This window comes from Alphaproteobacteria bacterium (genome assembly GCA_040216735.1).
Lineage (GTDB): Bacteria > Pseudomonadota > Alphaproteobacteria > SHVP01 > SHVP01 > CALJDF01.
On record JAVJOO010000004.1, the window covers coordinates 288962 to 310567 of the forward strand.

Sequence of the window (21606 nt, forward strand, 5' to 3'; positions counted from 1 at the left end):
GGCTACCGCGCGGTTTTGCGTCCAGTCTTGCCGGCCTTCTTGGCCCGCGCGGGTGTTGGGGAAGCCTTCGATTTGTTGACGGACTTCTTGGTCCTGCCGGTCGCCGACTTGGCGGCGGCGCGGCGGACGCGCGGTTTCTTTGCGGCGGCGGGCTTGTCGTCGTCGTCAAACAAGTCGCTCTCTTCGCCTGGTTGGCGCGCGGTCCGACCGCGCTTAAAAATGTCGGCGAGGTAGGCGCCGGTGTAGCTGCCTTTGGTTTGGGCAACCGTTTCGGGCGTGCCAACGGCGACGATGCGTCCGCCCTTGTCGCCGCCTTCGGGTCCCAGATCGATCACCCAGTCGGCGGTCTTGATGACCTCGAGGTTGTGCTCGATGACGAGCACCGCATTACCCTGGTCGACCAACGCGTGCAGCACTTCCAACAGTTTGCGAACGTCTTCGAAATGTAGGCCGGTGGTCGGTTCGTCGAGGATGTAAAGCGTTTGGCCGGTCGCCCGGCGTGACAATTCCTTGGCGAGTTTGACGCGTTGGGCTTCGCCGCCGGACAACGTCGTCGCCTGCTGCCCGACATGGATATAGCCCAGCCCGACGCGTTGCAGCGTGACCATTTTTTCGCGGATCACCGGCACCGCCGAAAAGAAATCGGCGGCCTCATCGACCGTCATGTCGAGCACATCGGCGATCGATTTTTCTTTGAACTTGATCTCCAACGTCTCGCGGTTGTAGCGGCGGCCGTGGCAAACATCGCATTGGACGTAGACGTCGGGGAGGAAGTGCATCTCGATCTTGACGACACCGTCGCCTTGGCAGGCCTCGCACCGTCCGCCCTTGACGTTGAACGAGAACCGACCGGGCTTATAGCCCCGCGCGCCGGCCTCCGGCAGGCCGGCAAACCAGTCGCGGATCGGGGTGAAGGCGCCGGTGTAGGTTGCAGGGTTCGACCGCGGCGTGCGCCCGATCGGCGACTGGTCGATATCGACGATCTTATCGAGGAACTCGAGCCCTTCGATCTTGTCGTGTTCCGCGGGTGCGGTGCGCGCGTTGTTGAGGGCGCGCGCCACCGCGCGGTACAGCGTTTCGATGATCAGAGTCGACTTTCCGCCCCCCGACACGCCGGTCACGCATACGAATGCGCCCAAGGGAATGTCGATATCGACGTTGGTCAAATTGTTGCCGCGCGCGCCGCGGACCTTGATTTTCTGGCCGGATTTGCCGGCGCGCCGGGCCTCGGGGACGGCGATCTCGCGCGCGCCGGTGAGGTATTGTCCGGTGATGCTCTCGGCATTGCCCATGATTTGGTCGGGGGTGCCCTCGGCGATAATCCTGCCGCCGTGGATTCCTGCTCCCGGTCCCATGTCGATGACATAGTCGGCAGCGCGGATGGCTTCCTCGTCGTGCTCGACGACGATGACGGTATTGCCGAGATCGCGCAGGTTCTCCAGCGTGTCGAGAAGCCGCCTATTGTCGCGCTGGTGCAGGCCGATCGAGGGTTCGTCCAACACATAAAGAACGCCGGTGAGGCCCGAACCGATTTGCGAGGCGAGCCGAATTCGCTGGCTTTCGCCGCCTGACAGCGTGCCCGAGTTGCGGCTCAGCGTCAGATACTCCAATCCGACATTGACCAAAAACCCGAGCCGCTCGTTGATCTCGCGCAGGATACGTTCGGCGATCTCGTTTTGCTTGGCGGTGAGTTCGCCCGCAAGGCCGCGGAACCACGCGTCGGCCTGGGCAATCGACATTTGCGAAATTTCGCCGACATGATGACCGCCGATCTTGACGGCTAGCGCCTCGGGTTTGAGCCGCCAGCCGTCGCAGGCATCGCACAACGTCTCGTTTTGAAAGCGGGCCATGTCGTCGCGAATCCAGCTTGAATCGGTTTCGCGCCAACGCCGTTCAAGGTTGGGGATAACGCCCTCGAACGGTTTGGACGTTTGGTAGTTGCGGGTGCCGTCGTCGTAGGTCATCCGCACGGCGTCCTCGCCGGAGCCGTAGAGGATGACCTGGCGGACCTCATCAGGGATGTCGTCCCACGCATCGTTGAACGAAAATTTGTAATGCCGCGCGATCGATTGCAGCGTCTGTGCGTAGTATGGCGAGGGCGTCGACGACCGCGACCACGGCGCGATGGCGCCGTCCTTCAAGGACTTGGTGCCATCGGGCACCACAAGGCCGGGGTCGAAAAAGGTCTGCGTGCCGAGCCCATCGCACGATGGGCAGGCGCCGAACGGATTGTTGAAGGAGAACAGCCGCGGCTCGATCTCCTCGATGGTGAATCCCGACACCGGGCAGGCGAACTTCGACGAAAACATCGTGCGCTCACCGGTATCGGCATTCTCCGCGATCGCCAGCCCGTCCGCCTCGCGCAAGCACGTCTCGATCGAATCCGCCAGCCGATTGCCGAGGTCGGGACGAACGACGACCCGGTCGACCACTACCTCGATGTCGTGCTTCAGTTTTTTGTTGAGCGCGGGCACCTCGTCGATTTCGTAGACCTCGCCGTCGACTTTGACGCGGGTGAATCCGCGTTTCATCAAATCCGCGAATTCCTTCCGGTATTCGCCCTTGCGCCCGCGCACGATCGGCGCCAGCAGGAACAACCGCGTCCCCTCCGGCATCGCGGCAATCCGGTCTGACATTTGACTGACAGTCTGGCTTTCGATCGGCAGGCCGGTGGCCGGCGAATAGGGGATACCGACCCGCGCAAAGAGGAGGCGCATGTAGTCGTAAATTTCGGTCACGGTGCCGACCGTCGAGCGCGGATTGCGCGAGGTCGTCTTCTGCTCGATCGAGATCGCCGGCGACAGTCCTTCGATGTGGTCGACGTCGGGCTTTTGCATCAGTTCGAGGAACTGCCGCGCGTAGGCCGACAGGCTTTCGACGTAGCGGCGTTGGCCCTCGGCATAGATTGTATCGAACGCCAGGGACGACTTGCCCGACCCCGACAGCCCGGTCATCACCACCAACTTGTCGCGCGGGATATCGACGTCGACGCCCTTCAAATTGTGCTCGCGCGCGCCGCGGATGGAGATCGTTTTCAGCGGGTCGGGACCGGGGCGTTTTTGGCTGGTTTTAGCGCTTTTTGGCGTGGACACGGGCACTCACAGCGAAACAAGGGAACTGGCCAATATAGGGCACGGATGCCCCCGCGCGGGGAAATGAAGTGACCTTCGCCCCAGACTTTTCTGTGGATAAGGTGCTGGCAGTTTGCTGGCGAGGACATTGGGGGGCGCGGCGAACCCGGGGCCCCTTCGCACCGCCTCCGGTGCATGCTAAGCCGGGCACATGTTTGGCGACATCAACTATTGGCTGGTTTCTACCTTCGTCCTGCCGGTGCTGCTCGGCATCACGCTGCACGAGGCGGCGCATGGCTGGGTGGCGTGGAAGCTCGGGGACAACACGGCCTACGACAAGGGGCGGGTGTCGTTCAACCCGTTCCGGCATATCGATCTATTTGGCACGATTGTCCTGCCGGCATTGTTGGTCTTTGCCCGGGCGCCGTTCATTTTTGGCTGGGCCAAGCCGGTCCCGGTGCACTTTCGCAATTTGCACAACCCGCGCCGCGACATGGTGCTGGTCGCGGCCGCAGGGCCGTTCGCTAACCTTCTCCTCGCCCTGGGCGCCGGGATATTGCTGCATCTGACCGCGTTCTTTCCGCCCGCGGCCGAGGAATGGGTCGACCGGACCCTGCGGAACGGCGTCCTGGTCAATATTCTCCTCGGCGTCTTCAATATGCTGCCGGTGCCCCCGCTGGATGGCGGTCGGGTCGCGGTGGGGTTGCTGCCAAATGTCCTAGCACGCCCTTTGGCCCGCTTAGAGCGCTACGGCTTTCTCATCCTATTGGCGGTTTTGCTCGGTTTGCCGCCCCTGTTCGAGGCGATGGGCAGGGATTTCAGCCTGTTCCAAAGTATTATTTTGCCCGTTACCGACACACTATATAATGTGGTCTTCGTCGTTACAGGACATAGATAGGCTACCATTGCACCCCGCTGACGCATTCGATCAGGGCCTCGACGAGGCCGCCACTGCTGCCGATGACCGCCAACCCCTGGTGGTCGATCTCGATGGCTATGAGGGGCCCCTGGACGTCCTTCTGGTCATGGCGCGAGGCCAAAAGGTCGACCTTGCGCGGATATCGATTCTGCAACTGGCCGAGCAATATCTCGCCTTCATCGAGCATATCCGCGGCGTCAAACTAGAGGTCGCGGCCGACTACTTGGTGATGGCCGCATGGCTGGCCTACCTCAAATCGCGGCTGTTGTTGCCGCCCGAGGAAAACGGCGACGATGAAATGTCCGGCCCGGAAATGGCCGCGCGGCTCGCCTTTCAACTCCAGCGGCTGCAAGCCATGCGTGACGTCTCGGCAAAACTGATGGCGCGCGACCGTTTGGGCCGTGACGTCTTCCCCCGTGGTGCCCCCGAAGGGATCCGGGTCATCCGCAAATCGGTCTATCAAGTCTCGTTGTTCGAGCTGCTGAAGGCCTACGGTGACTTCAAACTGCGCGGCAAGTCCAACCCGCTGACCATGCGCACCGCCGTGATCCATACCATCGAAGACGCGGTCCGCCGCCTGGAACGTGTCCTGGGCAAGATGCCAAACTGGACGCGGCTCGAAACCTTCCTGCCGCCGTCCCTGCGTTCACCGGCGGAGCGACGCTCGGCTGTCGCCGCCACCTTTGCCGCCACGCTGGAGCTCGTGAAGCGCGGCGAACTCAAGCTGCGCCAGGGCGAGGCCTTCGGCACGATCTATCTGATGGGCAATCCCCCACCGCCGCAAAACGCCAGTCCCAGTGAGTAAGGTGAGAGTATGAGTGACGACGCCCAGTTGATCCGTATGGCCGAGGCTTTGTTGTTCGCGGCGGTCGAACCGTTGGATGAGGCAAGTCTGGCGGCGCGGTTGCCCGAAGAGACCGACGTCCCGGCGCTGATGGCGGACCTCGCCGCGCTCTATGCCGAACGGGGTATCGTCCTGCAGCAGGTGGCCGGGGGTTGGGCGTTCCGGACGGCACCCGATCTCGCCTTCCTCATGGAGCGCGAAAAGACCGTGCAGCGGCGACTGAGCCGCGCCGCCGTGGAAACCCTGTCGATCATCGCCTATCACCAGCCGATCACCCGTGCCGAAATCGAAGAAGTGCGCGGAGTTTCCCTCAGCAAGGGGACCCTGGATGTTCTGATGGAGTCGGGCTGGGTGCGGTTGCGGGGGCGTAAGCAGACGCCGGGGCGCCCGCTGACCTATGGGACGACCCAGGACTTCCTCGAGCACTTCGGTTTGCAGGATGTCCAAGATTTGCCGGGGATCGAGGAACTGAAGGCCGCCGGCCTGTTGAGCGCCGAACCGCCCGCGGACCTGGTCCGCGACGCCGAAGCACAAGCCGCCGCGAGCCGCGGGGAGAAGCCGGAGACCGACGACGACGACGAGGGCGATTTCGACCCCGACGTCGAGGTTGAGGCGAGCGCGGACGAGGCCGCCGACGAAGAAGCAACCGAAGCGGATGACGCCGACGCCGGGGATGACGCGCGCTCTGCGGACAGCGCCACGGCATCGGTCGATGAACCGGCGGAAAACCGACCCTCCAAGGCGAGCGCCCGCGCCCTGGAAGACGACGAGTCCGACACCGGTCGGGCGCAGGTCCGTCCGCTCGCGGCGAGCGCTGAACCGTCCTTCGAGACCGTAACGGTCTTGGCCAAGGGGCGCGAGGAGGACTAACAGGCCCTGGCCCGTATCGGCCTCGCAGGCCCGCGCCAGCGCCCGCGTTAAGCGCCCGTTAATCATGTTGGTCGATAGTTGCATAACGATTTTGTGCAACAGGTCGCCCAACGATGAGTGTTCAGTCAGCCCCGGCCGCTCCACGTGCCTCTGAGGAACCGGTGCAATGCGCGCGCTCGGGCGATTTTCTGGACCCCGCCGACGCCGCCCTCGGCGCGCGGTTTCTCCGCGACGGCTACGTCATCCAATCGGTGGAGGACAACTCGCTGCTGGAGCGTATTCAGGCTGCGGTGACGATGCAGGCCGCACGTCACCTCGGCCTCGCCGAACCTGGTCCGGCGGCCGCTTTTCTCAATGGAATCCACGAACAAGTCAGTGTCGGCGATCTCAATGCGCTGCGCCTCGCCGTCCACAATGGGGTAAACGCGTGCCCCTGGTTGCGCGAAGCCTATTTCGGGCTGGCGCGCCGCAGTATCGAGGCCCTGGTCGGCAACGAGTTGGCGATGCAGCGCCGGGTCAATTTGTCGATCCAACTGCCTGCCGACGATTCCTCGCTCTTGCCAGTTCATGCTGACGTTTGGAGCGGCGATTCGCCCTTTGAAATCGTTGTCTGGCTGCCCTTGGTCGACTGCTACCGGACAAAATCCATGTATCTGTTGCCGCCGGGGCCAGACCGGGCGATGACCGCGCGCTTGCACGAATTCGCCGACCGGAGCGCCGAGGATCTGTTTCGGGCGATCGAACCCGACGTCGAGTGGATCGATATTCGATTCGGCGAGGTCTTGCTATTCGCCCAGTCGCTGATGCACGGCAACCGAATCAACGCCGAGGCGGAATCCCGCTGGTCGATGAACTGCCGCTTCAAGAGTTTGTTTTCCCCCTACGCGGACAAGCGCCTAGGAGAGTTCTTCGAGCCGATTACGCTGCGCCCCGCGACTCGGATCGGCATGGACTACCAACTGCCGGGCGGGTTCGCATGACGGCGATGGTGGGCGGCTACCGGGGCTATATCGGCTCGCGGCCGGTGCGCGGGGAACGCACGCCGCAACAGGTCCAGAACCTCGTGATTCGCGACTACGCCCAGCGCGGCGGCCTCGCGTTCAAACTTTCGGCGACGGAATACGCCATGCCCGGCTGCTACATGATGCTGAATGCGGTGATGGAAGAGCTGCCGACCCTGGACGGGATCATTCTGTTTTCGATGTTCATGTTGCCCAGCGACGAGACCAAGCGCCGGCGCATCTACGATCAGGTGTTGGCCCAGGGGCGCGAGCTCCATGCGGCGTTGGAGAACCTAACGCTGCGGTCGGCGGACGACATTGGCCGGTTCGAGGATATTCTGCGGGTCGACGCCGTCGCCCCCACCGAAATGGCACGGGCAGGCTAATGGCCTACGTCGACTTCGTCGGACGATTGCACACCGCGACAAAACGCGACTACGTGCAGCGCGTCGTCGAACATGACAAGGCCGCCTGCGCCGAAGTAGCGTGCCGGTTCGACAAAGACTACTGGGATGGCGACCGCCGCTACGGCTTCGGTGGGTACCGCTATGACGGTCGCTGGCGGCCGGTCGCGGAGGCGATGATCGCCCACTACGGTCTCAAGGCGGGGGCGCGGATCCTCGATGTCGGTTGCGGCAAGGGGTTCCTACTCTACGAATTCGCCCAGCTACTTCCCGGCGCGACCGTCGCGGGGATCGACATTTCGGACTATGCCGTGGCACACGCAAAAGAAGAGGTCCAAGCGGCGCTGACGGTCGGCTCGATCGCCGACCCGCTGCCCTATGGCAGCTCATCTTTTGACTTAGTTTATTCCATTAATACACTGCATAACCTATATAATTTCGAGCTCTATACGGCCCTAAAGGAGATCGAGCGGGTCGCGCGCGGGGCCGCGCATGTGACCATCGAGTCCTACCGCGATGAGAAAGAGAAGGCGAATCTTCTCTACTGGCAGTTGACCTGCCGCGCCTTCATGAAACCGGCCGAGTGGGAGTGGGCCTTCGGCCAGGCCGGGTATTCCGGCGACTACGGTTGCATCTACTTCTCCTAACATCGGGAAAAACCGCGTCATGACCGCCAAAACCCGTGAACCGCAGTACCAGGCTGCACTCGACATCGCCAATGACGACGGGGTAACGCGGCTTGGCCTGATGACCAACCAGGTTTGGCACGACGATCCCCGCCGGTTGGCGATTCTTCTCGCCCGCTACAAGTTCGTGGCCAAGATGTTGAGTGGCGCCCAAAACGTGCTGGAAGTCGGATGTGCCGATGCCTTTGGAACCCGTCTTGTGCAGCAGGAAGTCGAATGGGTCACGGCTCTAGATTTCGATCCTATTTTCGTTGCCGACGCCGAAGAGCGCATGGCCCCGGCGTGGCCGATGTCGACGGCGATTCACGACATGCTCACTGGCCCGTACCCGCCGGGACAGGCGCATCGCTTTGACGGCGCTTACACCTTGGATGTGATCGAACACATCGATCCGGCGAACGAAGAAGCTTTCGTGGTCAATCTCGCGGAGTCGCTGACCGACTCCGGCGTCCTGATCGTCGGATCGCCAAGTTTGGCCTCGCAGGCCTACGCCAGTCCGGCGAGCAAGGCCGGACATATAAATTGCAAGACCGCACCCGAATTGAAGGACCTTCTGAGCGCTCACTTCAGCAACGTGTTCATTTTTTCGATGAACGACGAGGTCGTGCACACCGGTTTCTATCAGATGGCGCACTATTACTTCGCGCTGTGTTGCGGCCCAAAGAGATGATGTGGCCAAACAGGTTGCTTGTTGTCGGCGCCGATGGGGCGTTGGGGCAAGCCGCCTGTGCCCATTTTGCGTCGCAGGGCGTCACCGTCATAGGCACCAGCCGCCGGCGCGACAGCAATCACCACTTCCTCGATCTGTCGATCCCGGCAAGCTGGGAGGTGTTGCCCGAGGTCGACGCGGTCCTGATCTGCGCCGGGGTGACCTCGATCCTCGACTGCGCCCAAGACCCGGCCCGCGCGATGCAAGTCAATGTCAGGGGGACCATCGGGCTCGCCTGGAAAATGGCGGGGCAGGGGGCCTATGTCCTCTACCTGTCCAGCAACCAAGTGTTCGACGGCGCTATTGCCCGTCGCGACCGCGCCAGCAGTCCCTGCCCGGTGTCGGAGTACGGACGGCATAAAGCGCTTGCCGAGGCCGGCATGCGCCACCTAATCGACCGCGGATCGGGGGCGGTTTTGCGGCTAACCAAGGTTATGACCCCCAGGGCAGCAATTGTGCAAAGCTGGCGGAACGATTTGAAGGCCGGCAAGCGGATCGGACCGTTCAGCAATCTCCCGCTTGCACCGATCTCGGTGGATTTCGCGCTCGAAACGATCGAGGTCGTCCTTTCGGATCGGCTATCGGGGGTATTCCATGCCTCGTCCCAAGAGGACTCGAGCTATTTGTCGCTGGCTCACGTTGTCGCCGAGCACGAAGGTGCGGACCCGCGTCTGATCCATCCGGTCGAAGCAACGCCCGGTTCAATCGGGTTCGACGCGCTCCCGCGTTTCTCCAGCCTCGATATGCAGGTGGAGATCGACGAATTCGATCTGCAACCGCCCAGCGCCAAGGACGTTTTTCGGAGCGTCTTGGCGGCCTAACCGCGCGGGTGTCGTTTTTCGCGGCGAATGCTAGGCTGTTGCCTTAGCGAGGCCGAGGGGACGATGACGATCAAGATCTACCAGGGGCAATTGGACATCGTGCTGCCCGACGGTTCGCGGCACGACTATGAGCGCTTCATCATCACGCGGAACCCCGACGGCAGCCGCACGATGCGGACCGTCACCAAATCGCCGAAGGGCGACCTGCTGCGCGATGTGAACCAAATGGTCGGCGCGGACTGGCGCCCTATCGAGGCTATGGGCCGGCTCTTTTTCAAAGGCGAAGCCCAGGGCACTGTGTTGCGCCGGGTCGTTGGCGACAAGCTGCACTCTTGGGTGTGGACCCAGACCGGCGAGATGGATCACGCGACGTTTCCGGCACCGCCGCACATGACGCTCGGCTTTCATCCGGTCATGCACGAGGCGTGGAAAATGTGCTTCATCGATCGAAGCCACACCACGCCTCAACCCGTCTATATCCATACGGTGTCCCACACCTGGAACGGCAAGTCGTTGACCCACGGCGGTCATACCGAAAACACCGCCGAGTACGTGAAGGAGGAGGTTCGCACGACCCGGGCTGGCAACTTCCCGAGTTCGGAATTCATCTGGCATACCCAATTCGGTTTCGGCCTTCGCATCTGGACGACGGGTCCCGACATGATTCTGACTCGCGTCGAGGTCGAAGGAAGCCCGGAGAGAGACGGAACCTACTATGATCTGGCCACACTTACGGAAACGGTCGTCGAGGCGTCTTGAGCGCCCTGTGTTGTAAATGAACGGGAAGGAACGCAAATGAGGGTAGCGGTAGCGCAGTTCGAGGTAACGGACGATGTCGACGCGAATTTGCAGACGTGCTTGCGGATGATCGATAAGGCGCAAGCCGACTGCGACCCGGATCTCATCGTTTTGCCGGAATACTGCAACCACCCGCCGCTCTACCGCGATTCCGAGCATTGCTATGAGGTTGCCGAGCAAACGGACGGTGCGTTCCTCAAAGCGATCGCCGACAAGGCCAAGGAACTGCAATGCCTGATCCAAGTCAACGTAACGGTGCGCCATCGAAATAACGCCGTGCGCAACACCAATCACATGTTTGGACCGGAGGGGGGCAAGCTAGGCGAATCGAGCAAGAGTTTCCTGATTGCGGGAGAAAACTTCTTCTTCGAGAAGCCCGACGAACCGGCGGATATCATGGAAACGCCGTTCGGCAAGATCGGCATGTATTCCTGCATGGACGGCGTTTCAATGGAAGTGGCGCGCGGTCTTTCGCTGCGCGGTGCGCAGCTCTTGTCCAACAGTTTGTGTTCCTTTGCGCCGGACGAGGATTGGTTGCACCTGCCGGTCCGGGCGGCCGAAAACAAGGTCTACGTTGCCGCGGCAAATAAAGTCGGGCGGTTGGTTCCCGAAGCGCTGGTTCCTGCCCTTGCCGGCGACCGCGATCCGCAGGATGCGCGCGAGATGATGGGGGGTGGGGCAAGCCAAATCGTGGCGCCCGACGGGACCGTGCTGGCCCGTGCCCCGGTCGAGACCGAAGCTGTCGTCTGGGCCGATATCGATTTGGGCGTCGCCACAAAAAAGGGACGACCGGACGGTTCGGATATCTTCGCTGACCGCCGTCCCGAGCTCTACGGGGCGATCGCGTCCGAACCAACACCGCATCGCGAGATTACCGGTGTGGAGACGCTGCTGGCCGGGGTCGTTAACGGCGCGCGGGACGATGTCCTTGCATCGGTGAAGGAGGCGGTGGGGCGCGGCGTCGAGTTTTTGACTCTCCCCGAACTTGCCTTCCTCCCCAACGGCAAGGTCGGCGACGCATCGAAGGCAGCGGCGGTCTGTCGTGACGGAATCTCGGCGGTTGGTAAGATTTTGTCGGCGGCGAAGCAGGATTGTCTTGTGGCGGCGTCGGTCGTGTATGCCGAAGGCGACAAGTTCACCCACCGGGGGGTTCTGATCGGCCGCGAGGGCGTCGTGTTCCACCAGGACGCGGTGCACACCTGCGGGCGCCATCCTTGGGTGACAGCCTTTGCCGATGGTTTCGATACGATCGATTTGCCCCAGGGCCGAGTCGGTCTCGTGGTCGGCGGCGACGCGGCGATCGTTGAATCGTTCCGGCTGCTCGCGCTAAAGGATGCCGCTATCGTCGGGGTGCCGACGCGGGTGTTGGAACGCTGGGAGATCGATACCGGTCTGCTCGAACGCGCCGCGGAAAACCGGCTCAGTTTGGTCGTCGCGACGGAACCCTCGCGCGAGGGAACTAGCCTGATTGTCACCCTGGACAAGGACTTTACCCAAGGCACCCAACGCGCCGACGGTCAGCGTCGTGCGAGAACCCTGAGCTGGCCGATTGCCGCCTATGCGGATCGGGATGCGCAGGTGATGACTGCGCCGATCTATCCGACGGCGTCGGCGAATCGGTTCTGTTTCTTTGCGACCGACCTTGTGGACGGGCGTCCTTGGCATCTTGCGGGCGCGATCGCCGACGCCAATCCAGGAAACTAACTCGGCGTCTGCAAGCAGAAAAAGTCCGGTTAGGACGCGCGACCGGGGTTTCTCACCGTAGCGGGCAGAGTAGGGACCTCAAGGGCATGGGGAGCGTTCCCCTCGACATAGTTCTGCCACATCATCTCGCAGGCACTTTCGAAGTGGCGGGTCAGCCGGTCGATGTCGAACAGCGGTTCGGTATCTCGGTTGGCGCGCAGTTTGGCCCGTAGTTCCGCAAGGCGTTCCGGTTGGCGCGCATACATTGTTGCCTTCTTCTCGTAGTCGTCGAGCGACGCAGCGATCAACTCCGGGGCGCCAATCGCACTTACCAATGTTGCGCCGTTTCGCGCGGGCGGCGTATCGCCGTACAGCGTCAAGACCGGTACGCCCGCCCACAGCGAGTCGGTAGTCGTTACACCGCCGCCGTGGTGCAGGTTGTCGAGGGCGAGATCGGCAAGGGGTAGACGGGCAAGGTGGCGCGGATGCGCGATGGTATCGGAAAAGATGAGGCGGTCGGGATCGACGCCACGGGCTTGCGCTTCCCGTTTCAGGTTCTTTTGGCTGGTCTTAGTTCCCGACATGAACCACATCACGCTGCCGGGAATTTGTCGCAAGAGTCGCATCCAGATCGCAAAAAGCGTCGGGTAGAACTTGTAGTGCGAGTTGAAGTTGGCAAAGACGAAGCCCTCGTCCGGCAAGCAAAAGTCTGCCCGCGTGAACGTCTCCACCGCCACCGGCGGCCGCGACGCCGCCATAAAGGTGTGGGGTAGATAGACCAATTTCTCGCTGCAGTATTTTTGATCTTCCGGCGGCAATTGGATCCGGTCGGTGACCAGGTAGTCGATGTACGACGCGCCGGTTGTGGAGGAAAATCCCAGCCAATGGGCTTGGACCGGAGCCGGCCGGAGAGCCAGAACTTCGGGACTTCCGCCGCGAGTATGGCCGGCCAAATCGATCAGGACGTTGACCCCGTCGTCGACCATCTTTTTGGCGGCATCGACATAGGACATCTGGGTGATGTCGGTCCAACTATCAAACGTTTCCGAGAAATGCCGTGTCAAATCGTCCTTGCCGAAGGTGGTCACGGCATAGGCGGCGTAGTGGAACCGTTCGGGGTCGCGGTGTTCCAAGACACCGCGGAAGGCCACGGCAACGCTATGGAACCTGAAATCTGGCGACAGAAAACCGATCTTCAGTTTGCCGCCGGTCGGGCGTTTGTAGGTGAAGGGGCCGAGCCGCTTGCGCGTGTCCTGGACCTCCCGCTCGGCCCGTCGTGCGACGTGTTGCGCGGTGCGAAAACGAAGGTCCGGACTGGCTGGCATGCTCTGCAAGCCGAAGGGAGAAATCGAAACGCCCTGACCTCGGGCTATTTCATGCTCGGTGTTTTCGATCACGCGGGAGATGATCGCTTCGAGATTGTCCCAGCTACATTGCTGCATCAAGCCGTGGGCTAGGTAGGGATAAACGACGTTGTTGCTGACGTTTCGATTAAGCGCTTCGCGAAACGCGGTCACCGCTTCGTCGTGACGGCTGAGGAGTTGGAGAAGGCTCCCCAGGTTGAAATAGGCCTGTGATAACTCGGGATGCTTCTTGGTCAGCTCGTTGTAGGTCGATATCGCGTCGTGGTAGCGACCGAGCTGTTGGTAGGCGATTGCCAGATTGTTCATCGCCTCCGGATAGGTGTCGTCGACGGCGATGGCCAGCTTGAACGTTTCGATTGCCTCGGCTTGCCGGTTGAACGCTTGGTAGGCCAGCCCGAGGCCGTTCAGCGCGCGGGGATCCTTTGGATTGATCTCCATCGCGCGGCGAAACTCCTCTAGCGCTTCGCCGTGACGCCCCATTTGCCGCAGGGTATTGCCGAAGTTGATATGGGCAACGGCCAGCGTGGGGTCGAGCTCGATCGTCTTTCGGTAGGCATCGAGGGCATCTTCGTTCCGCCCGACGGCACCCAGGGAGTTGCCGAGGTTGTTGAAGGCGTGGGACGAAGTTGCGTCAATAGCGATCGCGGCCTGAAACTGCTCGATCGCTTCTGTGTGCCGGTGCAGTGCTTGCAGCGCGTGACCGAGGTTCAACCGCCCCTCAAGGAGATTGGGCAGGCGCTGAACGACGCCGGTATAGTGACCCACCGCGCGCTCGAAATCCTTCGTCGATACGAATATCTGGCCGAGGAGGAATTGCGTTTGCGGATGATCGGGAACGAGCGTATCCGACTTCACCAAGGCTTTCTCAGCATCGGCAATTTTATCTAATGAAATCAAGGCAGTGCCGAGGCCTCGCAGAGCTTCGGCGTTGTTCGGGTCGAGAGCCACGGCACGGCTGAATTCCCGTTCGGCCGCTTCGTATTTCCCTAAGCGGTGGAGTGCCGCGCCGATATTGAGGTGGGCGGTGGCCCATCCGGTGCGGTGTTCCGACGCGCGGGTGAAGTGCTCAAGCGCACCGGCATAGTCCTCACGCGCGAACCGCAGGTGGCCAACGTTGAGGTGGATATCGGCATCTTGGGGCGCAAGCTTCAATGCCAAATCCAACGACATCGCAGCCTCGTCCAAACGCTGAGTCGCCACTAGGGCGGCGCCGAGATTGGCATGGGCCGTCGCAAGTGTCGGCTCGAGATCGAGGGCGGCAAGGTAGCTCGCGATCGCTTCGACTGGTCGACCGGTCTGGTACAGAAGGCGCCCGAGATTCGCATGTGCCAAGGCGAGGTCGGGGCTGCGGGCGATCGCGTCGCGGTAGTAGGCCTCTGACTGGGGGTAGTCGCCCTTCGCTTGATAGACGTTGGCCAAGGCGGTCAATATCTTGGTGTCGTTCGGTCGTACCTGGCGCGCCGTCGTTAGGAGCAGTTCCGCCTCGTCCAGCCGGTTCGCCGAAATACGAATGCCCGCAAGGTTGAGCAAGGCATCGCAACAAGCGGGGTCGGTTTCGATCGCTTGTAGATAGAACTTGTCGGCTTCGTCGATTCGGCCTTCGCGGTGGTGCGACAAGCCGGCGGCGAAATACTCTTGGGCGGGCGCGCTCATGAAGCATTTCTAGGCGCGTTACGATTAACAAATCCTTAGTGATGGCACGTGCATCGTGGCCAGCATGAAGGATGTCAGTTCTTGCCGCGAGCCAAAGGCAATTGTTGCTACTGCGCACGGCAAAAGATTCGTGATGTGGCAATTATTCGCTAGCGCGGTTGCTCCGTTGTCGATCCTCATAGACCGACTGGCGTCCGACAGAGACGCCAATTACTCAATGAAAACAATGAATTATGAGGAATCTCCGGCGCCCGCCGCCGAGGTGGCACGTCCGTTGCGCTTAGGGACTCGGCTGTATGCCATTCGAAACCCCTAGGCTTTGAGCCACCTCGGAAGAGGAGACAGAAACGATGGTCTTGTCGGTAAATACCAATCTGGGAGCGGCGATTGCTCTGCAGAATCTAAATGCGACAAACAATAGGCTGGAGAAGACCCAGCTGAACATTACGACCGGTCTGAGAGTCAACGGACCCAAGGACGACGCAGCGACTTATGCGATCGCCCAAAACCAACGCGGTGACATTGCCGGCTATCGAGCGGTCGGCACGGCACTGGCAGGCGGAGAATCCACCGTTAACGTCGCAATCGACGCCGGCAAGGCAATCTCCGAGTTGATGATCGAAATGAAGGCCAAAGTCGTGCAGGCGAACCAATCGCAGCTCGACGCGGCATCACGGACGGCGCTGCACAACGACTTCGCGGCGTTGCGCGATCAGATCGAAACGATCGTCGCAACGGCCGAATTCAACGGCGTCAACATCATCAACCAAAGCGCGGTGACGTTCCAAGTGTTGAGTACTGTCGATGGCAGTATCATCAACGTCAGTGCGCAGAAGATGGACACGACGAGTCTCGCCATCAACACAACCACGCTGCTCACCAGTTCCGGTGCCAGTGCGGCGTTGACGGCAGTCAACTCGGCCATCGTATCGGTCTCCGATCGCCTCGCGGCGCTCGGTGCCTCGGCCAAGCGGCTAGAGGTTCAGACCGAGTTCACGGTCAAATTGGTGGACATCCTTACAGATGGTGTCGGCAACCTTGTGGATGCCGATATGGCCCGGGAAAGCGCCAACCTTACGGCACTCCAGGTCAAACAGCAGCTGGGCGTACAGGCGCTTTCGATCGCCAACGCGACCCCGCAGATCATTCTCTCGCTGTTCCAATAACATCAAGATAAGGGGAGGGGTCAGCGAAGGCCCTTAGAAAATATGCCGCTAAAACTGACGTTAAAGCCCGGCGAGAAGTTCGTTCTCAACGGTGGTGTACTCATCAACGGCGATCGCAGGTCGGATCTCATTATTGAGAACCAAGTCTCGCTTCTTCGGGAGCGTGATGTTCTGCAACCGGACGAGGCGAATACACCGGTCAAGCGCATCTATTTCACCGTCATGATGATGTATCTCGATGGCGGACTGGAGAGTCACTACTACGACGAGTTCACCAGTCTCGTTACCGACTTCATGTGCGCTATCTCGACAAAAGGGGTGCTGGAGAAATGCCATCGCATCCTCGATGACGTGCACGAGCAGCGGTTCTATTCCGCAATGATGACGTGCAAGTCGCTTCTGCCCTTCGAGAAAGAAAGGTTGAACTATGTACAATAGCCAGCATGCCGGAGCGGTCGCCGAGAAATTGGTTCCGCCGCCGGAACTCGATCCGCGAAAGACCGAGTACCGTCTCTTCGAACAGGTCACGCGCGACCTCGAAGCAAGTAAGGCCAAGGCGAAGGAAGATTCAGACTTCCTGCGTGCCTTGGACGACAACCGCCGGCTATGGCAGGCCTTGGAAGAAGATTTGGCACGGCCGCAAAACCAGTTGCCCGATCCACTTAAGGCCCAGATCATTTCGGTCGCTATATGGGTAGAGCGTCACTCCAAGCTCGCCGAGCAAGGCGAAGCGACGATCGACGCACTCATCCAGGTCAACGAATCGATCATGAAGGGGCTCGCGGCGTAAGTATGCCGCGGCCGACCGGCAGAAGCCGGTTGCCCACCGAGCAAGATCGAATCTGGCACGCCGTTTGCGTGATAAATTCGCGTGATGCGACATCGGGCACAGAATGTGACGAGCGAAGCGGCGTCGGTCCATAGGATCGCCGGCGTCTCCGTGGGCCATTTCGCAACGCCTTCATCTTGGTACGCGATTGGGTTACCGTACCGTCGTGGCGGCGGCGCTAAGGCGTTGTCGGCGCGAGTGACGCGGGCACGCCCGAGGAGCGCGAATGTCGGTCAATAAATACAAGGCCGCCCAAGCCTCGACCGAGAATCCCAGGCAGACGGAATACCGTTTGTTTGCCGAGGTGACCAAGGCGCTCATGGCCGTCCGTGAGGCCGCCACCTCTAAGGGATTGAAACCCCAAGAGTTTTATAAGGCGGTGGACTGGAACAGGCGGCTTTGGCTGACATTGCAAATGGACCTTGCGTCCAACGAGAATCGCTTTCCTGACAGCCTGAAGGCGAACATCATCTCGATCGCAATCTGGGTAGATAAACACTCCCGGACGGTGTTGCGGGGCGAGAGCAACCTCGACCCGCTTATTTCGGTCAATCGCACCATCATGGAAGGGCTGTCGTCGGCGCCGACGAAACAGACCATTCCGAGCCAGGCCGCCTCGGCGATCGGCAGCCTCGGCACCTCGGCCTAAGCCGACCCCAAAAGCCCCCTTCAGTAGGCTTCGGCGACCCGCGATTTCGCGGCCGGTAGGCAAATGCTACCGGCACGAATTGCCGGGTCGGAAAATTTTGCCCTGTTAATCCTTCCTTAAGGAGTGTCTGGATCGTTGTCGCGCGACCCCGGCAGACCTGTCTCGGCGATCGCCAAGTCGACAAATCCCCTTTCTTAACAAAACGTTAGCGGTTTCATCCGGCGGTCGCCACCCGGTCAGAAGTTCCCTGGCATAGGCATTGCTTTCCTAGTGGTCGGACGATTGTCCATCCACCGGCAAAACGTCGGCGCCAGCAAAACGCTGGACCCAGATGCTTAGAACGAGGACGTAACAAAATGGTTCAAGGTCTTTCTATCAAAACCAACGTCGGCGCGATGGTCGCGTTGGAACAACTCAGCATGACGAACAAGAGGCTGCAAAACACGCAGCTTCGGATTACGACGGGTTTGAAAGTTAACGGCCCGAAGGACGACGCCGCGACCTTCCAGATCGCGACCCGTCTGCGGGGCGATATCGCCGGCACAAAGGCCGTCGGTGGCGCTCTCGCCAACGGTGATTCCACCGTTAACGTCGCTATTTCGGGCGGAAAGGCCATCGCCGACCTGCTTATCGAAATGAAGGCGAAAATCGTGCAGGCCAACCAGGCCGGTCTCGATACTGCCTCACGCACCGCCTTGCAGAACGACTTCACGGCGTTGCGCGACCAGTTGGAGACCATCGTTGCCACTGCCGAGTTCAACTCGACCAATCTGATCTTTCAGAGCGCGAGCGAACTCAAGGTCCTCAGCACCGTCGATGGGTCGGTCATTTCGGTGAGCGCCCAAAAGATGGACACCACCACGCTGACGATCAACGCGTCTACCTTGGCAACAAGTTCTGGTGCCTCCTCGGCTCTGACGTCGATCGAAACGGCGATCACGTTGGTTGCCGACAAGTTGGCCGCCCTTGGTTCCGCCGCGAAGCGGATCGAAGTGCAGACCGATTTCACGGTGTCGTTGGTCAACATCTTGACCGAGGGCCTCGGAAACCTGGTCGACGCCGATCTCGCCGAAGAGAGTGCAAGACTTCAGGCCTTGCAGATTCAGCAGCAGCTTGGGGTGCAGTCGCTCTCCATCGCGAACGCTGGTCCGCAGACCATTCTGGCTCTCTTCCAGTAACTGCTCGGTAGGCAGGGTGCCGCAGTTTCTGCGGCGCCCTGAACACCGGACCGGTCAAAAACCCCGCAGAAGGTGGGGTATCAAACTTAGAAGGAAGGTTTTCGATGGTTCAAGGACTGTCTATCAACACGAACTCCGGCGCCATGGTCGCGTTGGAGCAGCTCTCTTTGACGCAAAAGAGACTGCAAAAGACTCAGCTCCGGATTACCACGGGTCTGAAAGTCAACGGCCCCAAAGACGACGCCGCAACCTTTCAGATTGCGACGCGGCTTCGGGGCGACATTGCCGGCACCAACGCGGTAAAAATTGCGTTGGCGAACGGTGAGGCCGTGACCAACGTTGCGATCTCGGGCGGCAAAGCGATTGCCGACCTGTTGGTCGAAATGAAGGCGAAGGTCGTTCAGGCCAATCAGGCAGGTCTTGATTCTGCGTCGCGTACCGCGTTGCAGAACGACTTCAAGGCGTTGCGCGATCAGCTCGACACGATCGTGGCAACCGCTGAGTTCAACTCGGTCAACCTGATCAGCTCGGGAGCGACGGCGACGTCGGTCCTTAGTACGGCTGAAGGCAGCACGATTACGGTGAGTGCCCAAGCAATGGCTTCGTCCTCGCTCGGGATTGCCTCAACGGATCTTTCTACCAGTGCTGGCGCCTCTACGGCGCTTACCGCAATCGATTCTGCGATCACTTCAGTCGCGGACAAGCTTGCAGCTCTCGGTGCCGTCGCGAAGCGGATCGAGGTTCAAACCGACTTTACCACATCTCTCGTCAACATCTTGACCGAAGGTCTTGGCAACTTGGTCGACGCCGACCTTGCCCAAGAATCGGCCACTTTGCAGGCGTTGCAGATCCAGCAGCAGCTTGGCGTGCAGTCGCTCGCCATTGCCAACGCGGGTCCGCAGACCATCCTGGGACTCTTCCAGTAAAGGACCAGGGGTTTCGAAGTGGGGCCGGTCATCGCCGGCCGGCCCCCGCTCGGAGCGCCCAAAAAGACGGACAACGAGAGTTCACTGGTCGACTTAGAATGAGGAGACAAATGTACAACAAGGCCAATTACGCGAGGGGCCGTGCGACAAAAAGCGCGCGACGCTGCGGCCGGTCGAGTGGCGGAAGCCCTGGGAGGTTCCCATGGCACTAAAGCTCACCCTTAAACCGCGGGAACGGTTTGTCATCAATGGCGCAGTTGTCGTCAACGGTGAACGCCGCTCTCACCTACTCATCCAGAACAACGTCTCGATCCTTCGCGAGAAGGACGTGATGCAGGAGGGCGATGCGAGTACGCCGGTGCGCCGGATCTATTTCGCCATCCAAATGTTGTATCTGGACGATTCCAACAGTGCTGCTTACCTCCAGCTCTTCGAGCGACGCCTGGATGAGTTTCTTGGCGCCATCAAGGACCGGGAAGCACGAGCACAATGCGCCAATATCCTGGCCGACGTTCAAAAGGGAAGTTACTACCGTGCCCTCAGTACGTGCAAAAAGTTGTTCCCGTTTGAGGAGGCGAGGCTCAACTACGTACCGAAGGACGAACAAGACAGGGAAAGTCCTCCCATGTTACAGCGCGCGGCACTTGCGAGCTGACGAGACGGACGCAATCGGGGGATTGTTGCGAATTACGTAAGGTTGAACTGGTAAACGCTTGGTTTATATTGGACTTTAGGAGAGAAACTCTTAGGAAACGGTCCCAAAAGGACCGGTGCGGATGAAGTAAAATGGTCGTGGAAATTGCTCCTTTAGGCTCTGTAGCGCAGAAGAACGCGCCGGCCAGGACCGAAACGACTTCGACGCCAAGCAGTGCTGTGACACCTGTGGTTCGTCCACAGCAAGAACGTGCGGTCACTGCGACGGCTCCATCACCGCAGAATGCGAACGAAGAAGAGGCTCAGGAAGAGCCTAAAGAGGAGCCGCGTCGGAAGTCGGTCGGATCTTCGCTGGCCGATCTCGGCGGTACTCGTTTGTCGATTCTGCAAGATTCGACAACGGAACGGTTTGTTTATCGTGGCTTGAACTCGGTCACCAAGGAAGTCGAGCGTCAGTTTCCGTCAGAGGCGGATCTGGCGCGGTCGGCGTTCCTGCGGGAGATCAAGGGAAGTTTCGTCGACGAACAGACCTGATCGCGAGCCAATGAACCTGGTAGCCGGCGGGCGCTTGACGAAAGTCAATCGCTCGGTCCGGCTCTCTTTGCCTTTGTTGCGGCGCTCAAATAACCTGATTGACGGCGAGGGATACCGGTCGCGAGGTTCGACTTGGCCGCGCCTGGCGGGCATAGCGCGAATAGCCGGCGTCGGGGCGGTCGCGCCGCGCCACCTCGTCGCTAATGTTGCGAACCATCCGCTCGGTGACGACTTTGGCGGCGGCCAAAACCCGCCCATGTTCGTCGAGGGTTTTTCGAAACCGGGTGACGACGGCCTGGAGTTGTCCCATCTCGCGCGGCGCTTCTTTCATTAGGTAGTCGCGGTTGCGTCCAATGATCGTCAGCTCTTCTTCATAGGCGGCACCCAGTTGCGTCTTCTTGGGAAGCAGGTGCCCAATCTGGTCCGGCCGGCGTTGCTTGAGGAGCGACGTCTCCTGTTCGACGACTTCACCGAGACGTTCGGTGATATCGATCAGTCCGACAATTCGTTCCGCAGCAACTGCCATCGTTAAACCTCCTGCTGGCGCATAATTTCCCGGTAGACCGAGTCGGCGATGCCGACGCCGCCTTGGCGGCTAATCGACTTGGCGACCTCTTCGTTCATCATGGAACGAAACATCGTCTCCTCGTTGCCACCGCCGAACGCGCCGGGCTTCATGCCGGAATACATCGATTGAAGCACCTCGAAGAGAAATACCGATTCAAAAGACTGCGCTGTATTGCGTGCCTGTGCTTCGGCCCTGTCGAACCGTTTCGCCGCCGTCGCGCTCTGTGCGATCGCCGTGGACTGAAGGTCCAGTAAGGGCGAGGGCATGGCGTTAAGGCGC

22 protein-coding genes are annotated in these 21606 nt (G+C 60.6%); 18 read left to right on the forward strand and 4 right to left on the reverse strand.

Annotated elements, in window-relative coordinates; genetic code table 11:
• Positions 1–2 precede the first annotated feature (2 nt).
• Positions 3–3038: an excinuclease ABC subunit UvrA gene (gene uvrA, locus RID42_11780; protein MEQ8248347.1), complete on the reverse strand. Its 3036-nt coding sequence runs from the start codon at positions 3036–3038 to the stop codon at positions 3–5.
• Between the two features lie 244 nt (positions 3039–3282).
• On the opposite strand from uvrA, the gene RID42_11785 reads away from it, so the two are divergent.
• The 10 genes from RID42_11785 to RID42_11830 all read left to right on the forward strand — a co-directional run bounded on the left by RID42_11785 (position 3283) and on the right by RID42_11830 (position 11827).
• On the forward strand, positions 3283–3969 hold the full coding sequence (locus RID42_11785) for a site-2 protease family protein (protein MEQ8248348.1): 687 nt from the start codon (positions 3283–3285) through the stop codon (positions 3967–3969).
• Between the two features lie 7 nt (positions 3970–3976).
• On the forward strand, positions 3977–4795 hold the full coding sequence (locus RID42_11790; GenBank protein MEQ8248349.1) for a ScpA family protein: 819 nt from the start codon (positions 3977–3979) through the stop codon (positions 4793–4795).
• A 9-nt stretch (positions 4796–4804) separates the two neighbouring features.
• Entirely contained in the window at positions 4805–5704 is a 900-nt protein-coding gene (gene scpB / locus RID42_11795) for an SMC-Scp complex subunit ScpB (GenBank protein ID MEQ8248350.1), read from the forward strand.
• Positions 5705–5892: 188 nt separating this feature from the next.
• Positions 5893–6684, forward strand: a complete 792-nt coding sequence (locus RID42_11800; GenBank protein MEQ8248351.1) for a hypothetical protein — start codon at positions 5893–5895, stop codon at positions 6682–6684.
• A complete protein-coding gene (locus RID42_11805) occupies positions 6681–7091 on the forward strand; it encodes a sporadic carbohydrate cluster protein, TIGR04323 family (GenBank protein ID MEQ8248352.1) in 411 nt (136 codons plus the stop codon). Before RID42_11800 ends, RID42_11805 begins: the two co-directional genes overlap by 4 nt.
• Positions 7091–7756: a class I SAM-dependent methyltransferase gene (locus RID42_11810; GenBank protein ID MEQ8248353.1), complete on the forward strand. Its 666-nt coding sequence runs from the start codon at positions 7091–7093 to the stop codon at positions 7754–7756. Before RID42_11805 ends, RID42_11810 begins: the two co-directional genes overlap by 1 nt.
• A gap of 19 nt (positions 7757–7775) precedes the next feature.
• On the forward strand, positions 7776–8465 hold the full coding sequence (locus RID42_11815) for a class I SAM-dependent methyltransferase (protein ID MEQ8248354.1): 690 nt from the start codon (positions 7776–7778) through the stop codon (positions 8463–8465).
• On the forward strand, positions 8462–9325 hold the full coding sequence (locus tag RID42_11820; GenBank protein ID MEQ8248355.1) for a sugar nucleotide-binding protein: 864 nt from the start codon (positions 8462–8464) through the stop codon (positions 9323–9325). The genes RID42_11815 and RID42_11820 overlap by 4 nt, the downstream gene beginning before the upstream one ends.
• A 63-nt stretch (positions 9326–9388) precedes the next feature.
• Positions 9389–10084, forward strand: a complete 696-nt coding sequence (locus RID42_11825; protein ID MEQ8248356.1) for a hypothetical protein — start codon at positions 9389–9391, stop codon at positions 10082–10084.
• A gap of 36 nt (positions 10085–10120) precedes the next feature.
• Positions 10121–11827, forward strand: coding sequence for a carbon-nitrogen hydrolase family protein (locus tag RID42_11830; protein MEQ8248357.1), 1707 nt, complete (start codon positions 10121–10123; stop codon positions 11825–11827).
• A 29-nt stretch (positions 11828–11856) separates the two neighbouring features.
• On the opposite strand, the gene RID42_11835 is transcribed toward RID42_11830, so the two are convergent.
• Entirely contained in the window at positions 11857–14823 is a 2967-nt protein-coding gene (locus RID42_11835) for a tetratricopeptide repeat protein (GenBank protein MEQ8248358.1), read from the reverse strand.
• Positions 14824–15173: 350 nt separating this feature from the next.
• On the opposite strand from RID42_11835, the gene RID42_11840 reads away from it, so the two are divergent.
• The 8 genes from RID42_11840 (at position 15174) to RID42_11875 (ending at position 20759) form a co-directional block, all read left to right on the forward strand.
• Positions 15174–15989 (forward strand): flagellin, encoded by an 816-nt coding sequence (locus tag RID42_11840; protein MEQ8248359.1) that lies wholly within the window; start codon positions 15174–15176, stop codon positions 15987–15989.
• Positions 15990–16031: 42 nt separating this feature from the next.
• The gene (gene flbT / locus RID42_11845; GenBank protein ID MEQ8248360.1) at positions 16032–16427 is read left to right on the forward strand and encodes a flagellar biosynthesis repressor FlbT; all 396 of its coding nucleotides are present in this window, start codon (positions 16032–16034) and stop codon (positions 16425–16427) included.
• Positions 16417–16779, forward strand: coding sequence for a flagellar biosynthesis regulator FlaF (flaF, locus tag RID42_11850; GenBank protein MEQ8248361.1), 363 nt, complete (start codon positions 16417–16419; stop codon positions 16777–16779). The genes flbT (RID42_11845) and flaF (RID42_11850) overlap by 11 nt, the downstream gene beginning before the upstream one ends.
• Positions 16780–17044: 265 nt before the next feature.
• Positions 17045–17467 (forward strand): flagellar biosynthesis regulator FlaF, encoded by a 423-nt coding sequence (gene flaF, locus RID42_11855; protein MEQ8248362.1) that lies wholly within the window; start codon positions 17045–17047, stop codon positions 17465–17467.
• Between the two features lie 356 nt (positions 17468–17823).
• The gene (locus tag RID42_11860; GenBank protein ID MEQ8248363.1) at positions 17824–18645 is read left to right on the forward strand and encodes a flagellin; all 822 of its coding nucleotides are present in this window, start codon (positions 17824–17826) and stop codon (positions 18643–18645) included.
• A 104-nt stretch (positions 18646–18749) separates the two neighbouring features.
• Entirely contained in the window at positions 18750–19571 is an 822-nt protein-coding gene (locus tag RID42_11865) for a flagellin (GenBank protein MEQ8248364.1), read from the forward strand.
• 202 nt (positions 19572–19773) lie between these two features.
• The gene (gene flbT, locus RID42_11870) at positions 19774–20226 is read left to right on the forward strand and encodes a flagellar biosynthesis repressor FlbT (GenBank protein MEQ8248365.1); all 453 of its coding nucleotides are present in this window, start codon (positions 19774–19776) and stop codon (positions 20224–20226) included.
• A 131-nt stretch (positions 20227–20357) separates the two neighbouring features.
• On the forward strand, positions 20358–20759 hold the full coding sequence (locus RID42_11875; protein MEQ8248366.1) for a hypothetical protein: 402 nt from the start codon (positions 20358–20360) through the stop codon (positions 20757–20759).
• 85 nt (positions 20760–20844) lie between these two features.
• Here RID42_11875 and RID42_11880 read toward each other — a convergent pair whose 3' ends face one another.
• Positions 20845–21285 carry a hypothetical protein gene (locus RID42_11880; protein MEQ8248367.1) on the reverse strand — a complete coding sequence of 147 codons (441 nt, stop codon included), beginning with the start codon at positions 21283–21285 and terminating at the stop codon, positions 20845–20847.
• A gap of 2 nt (positions 21286–21287) precedes the next feature.
• Positions 21288–21593, reverse strand: a complete 306-nt coding sequence (locus tag RID42_11885) for a rod-binding protein (GenBank protein MEQ8248368.1) — start codon at positions 21591–21593, stop codon at positions 21288–21290.
• Between the last annotated feature and the right edge of the window lie 13 nt (positions 21594–21606).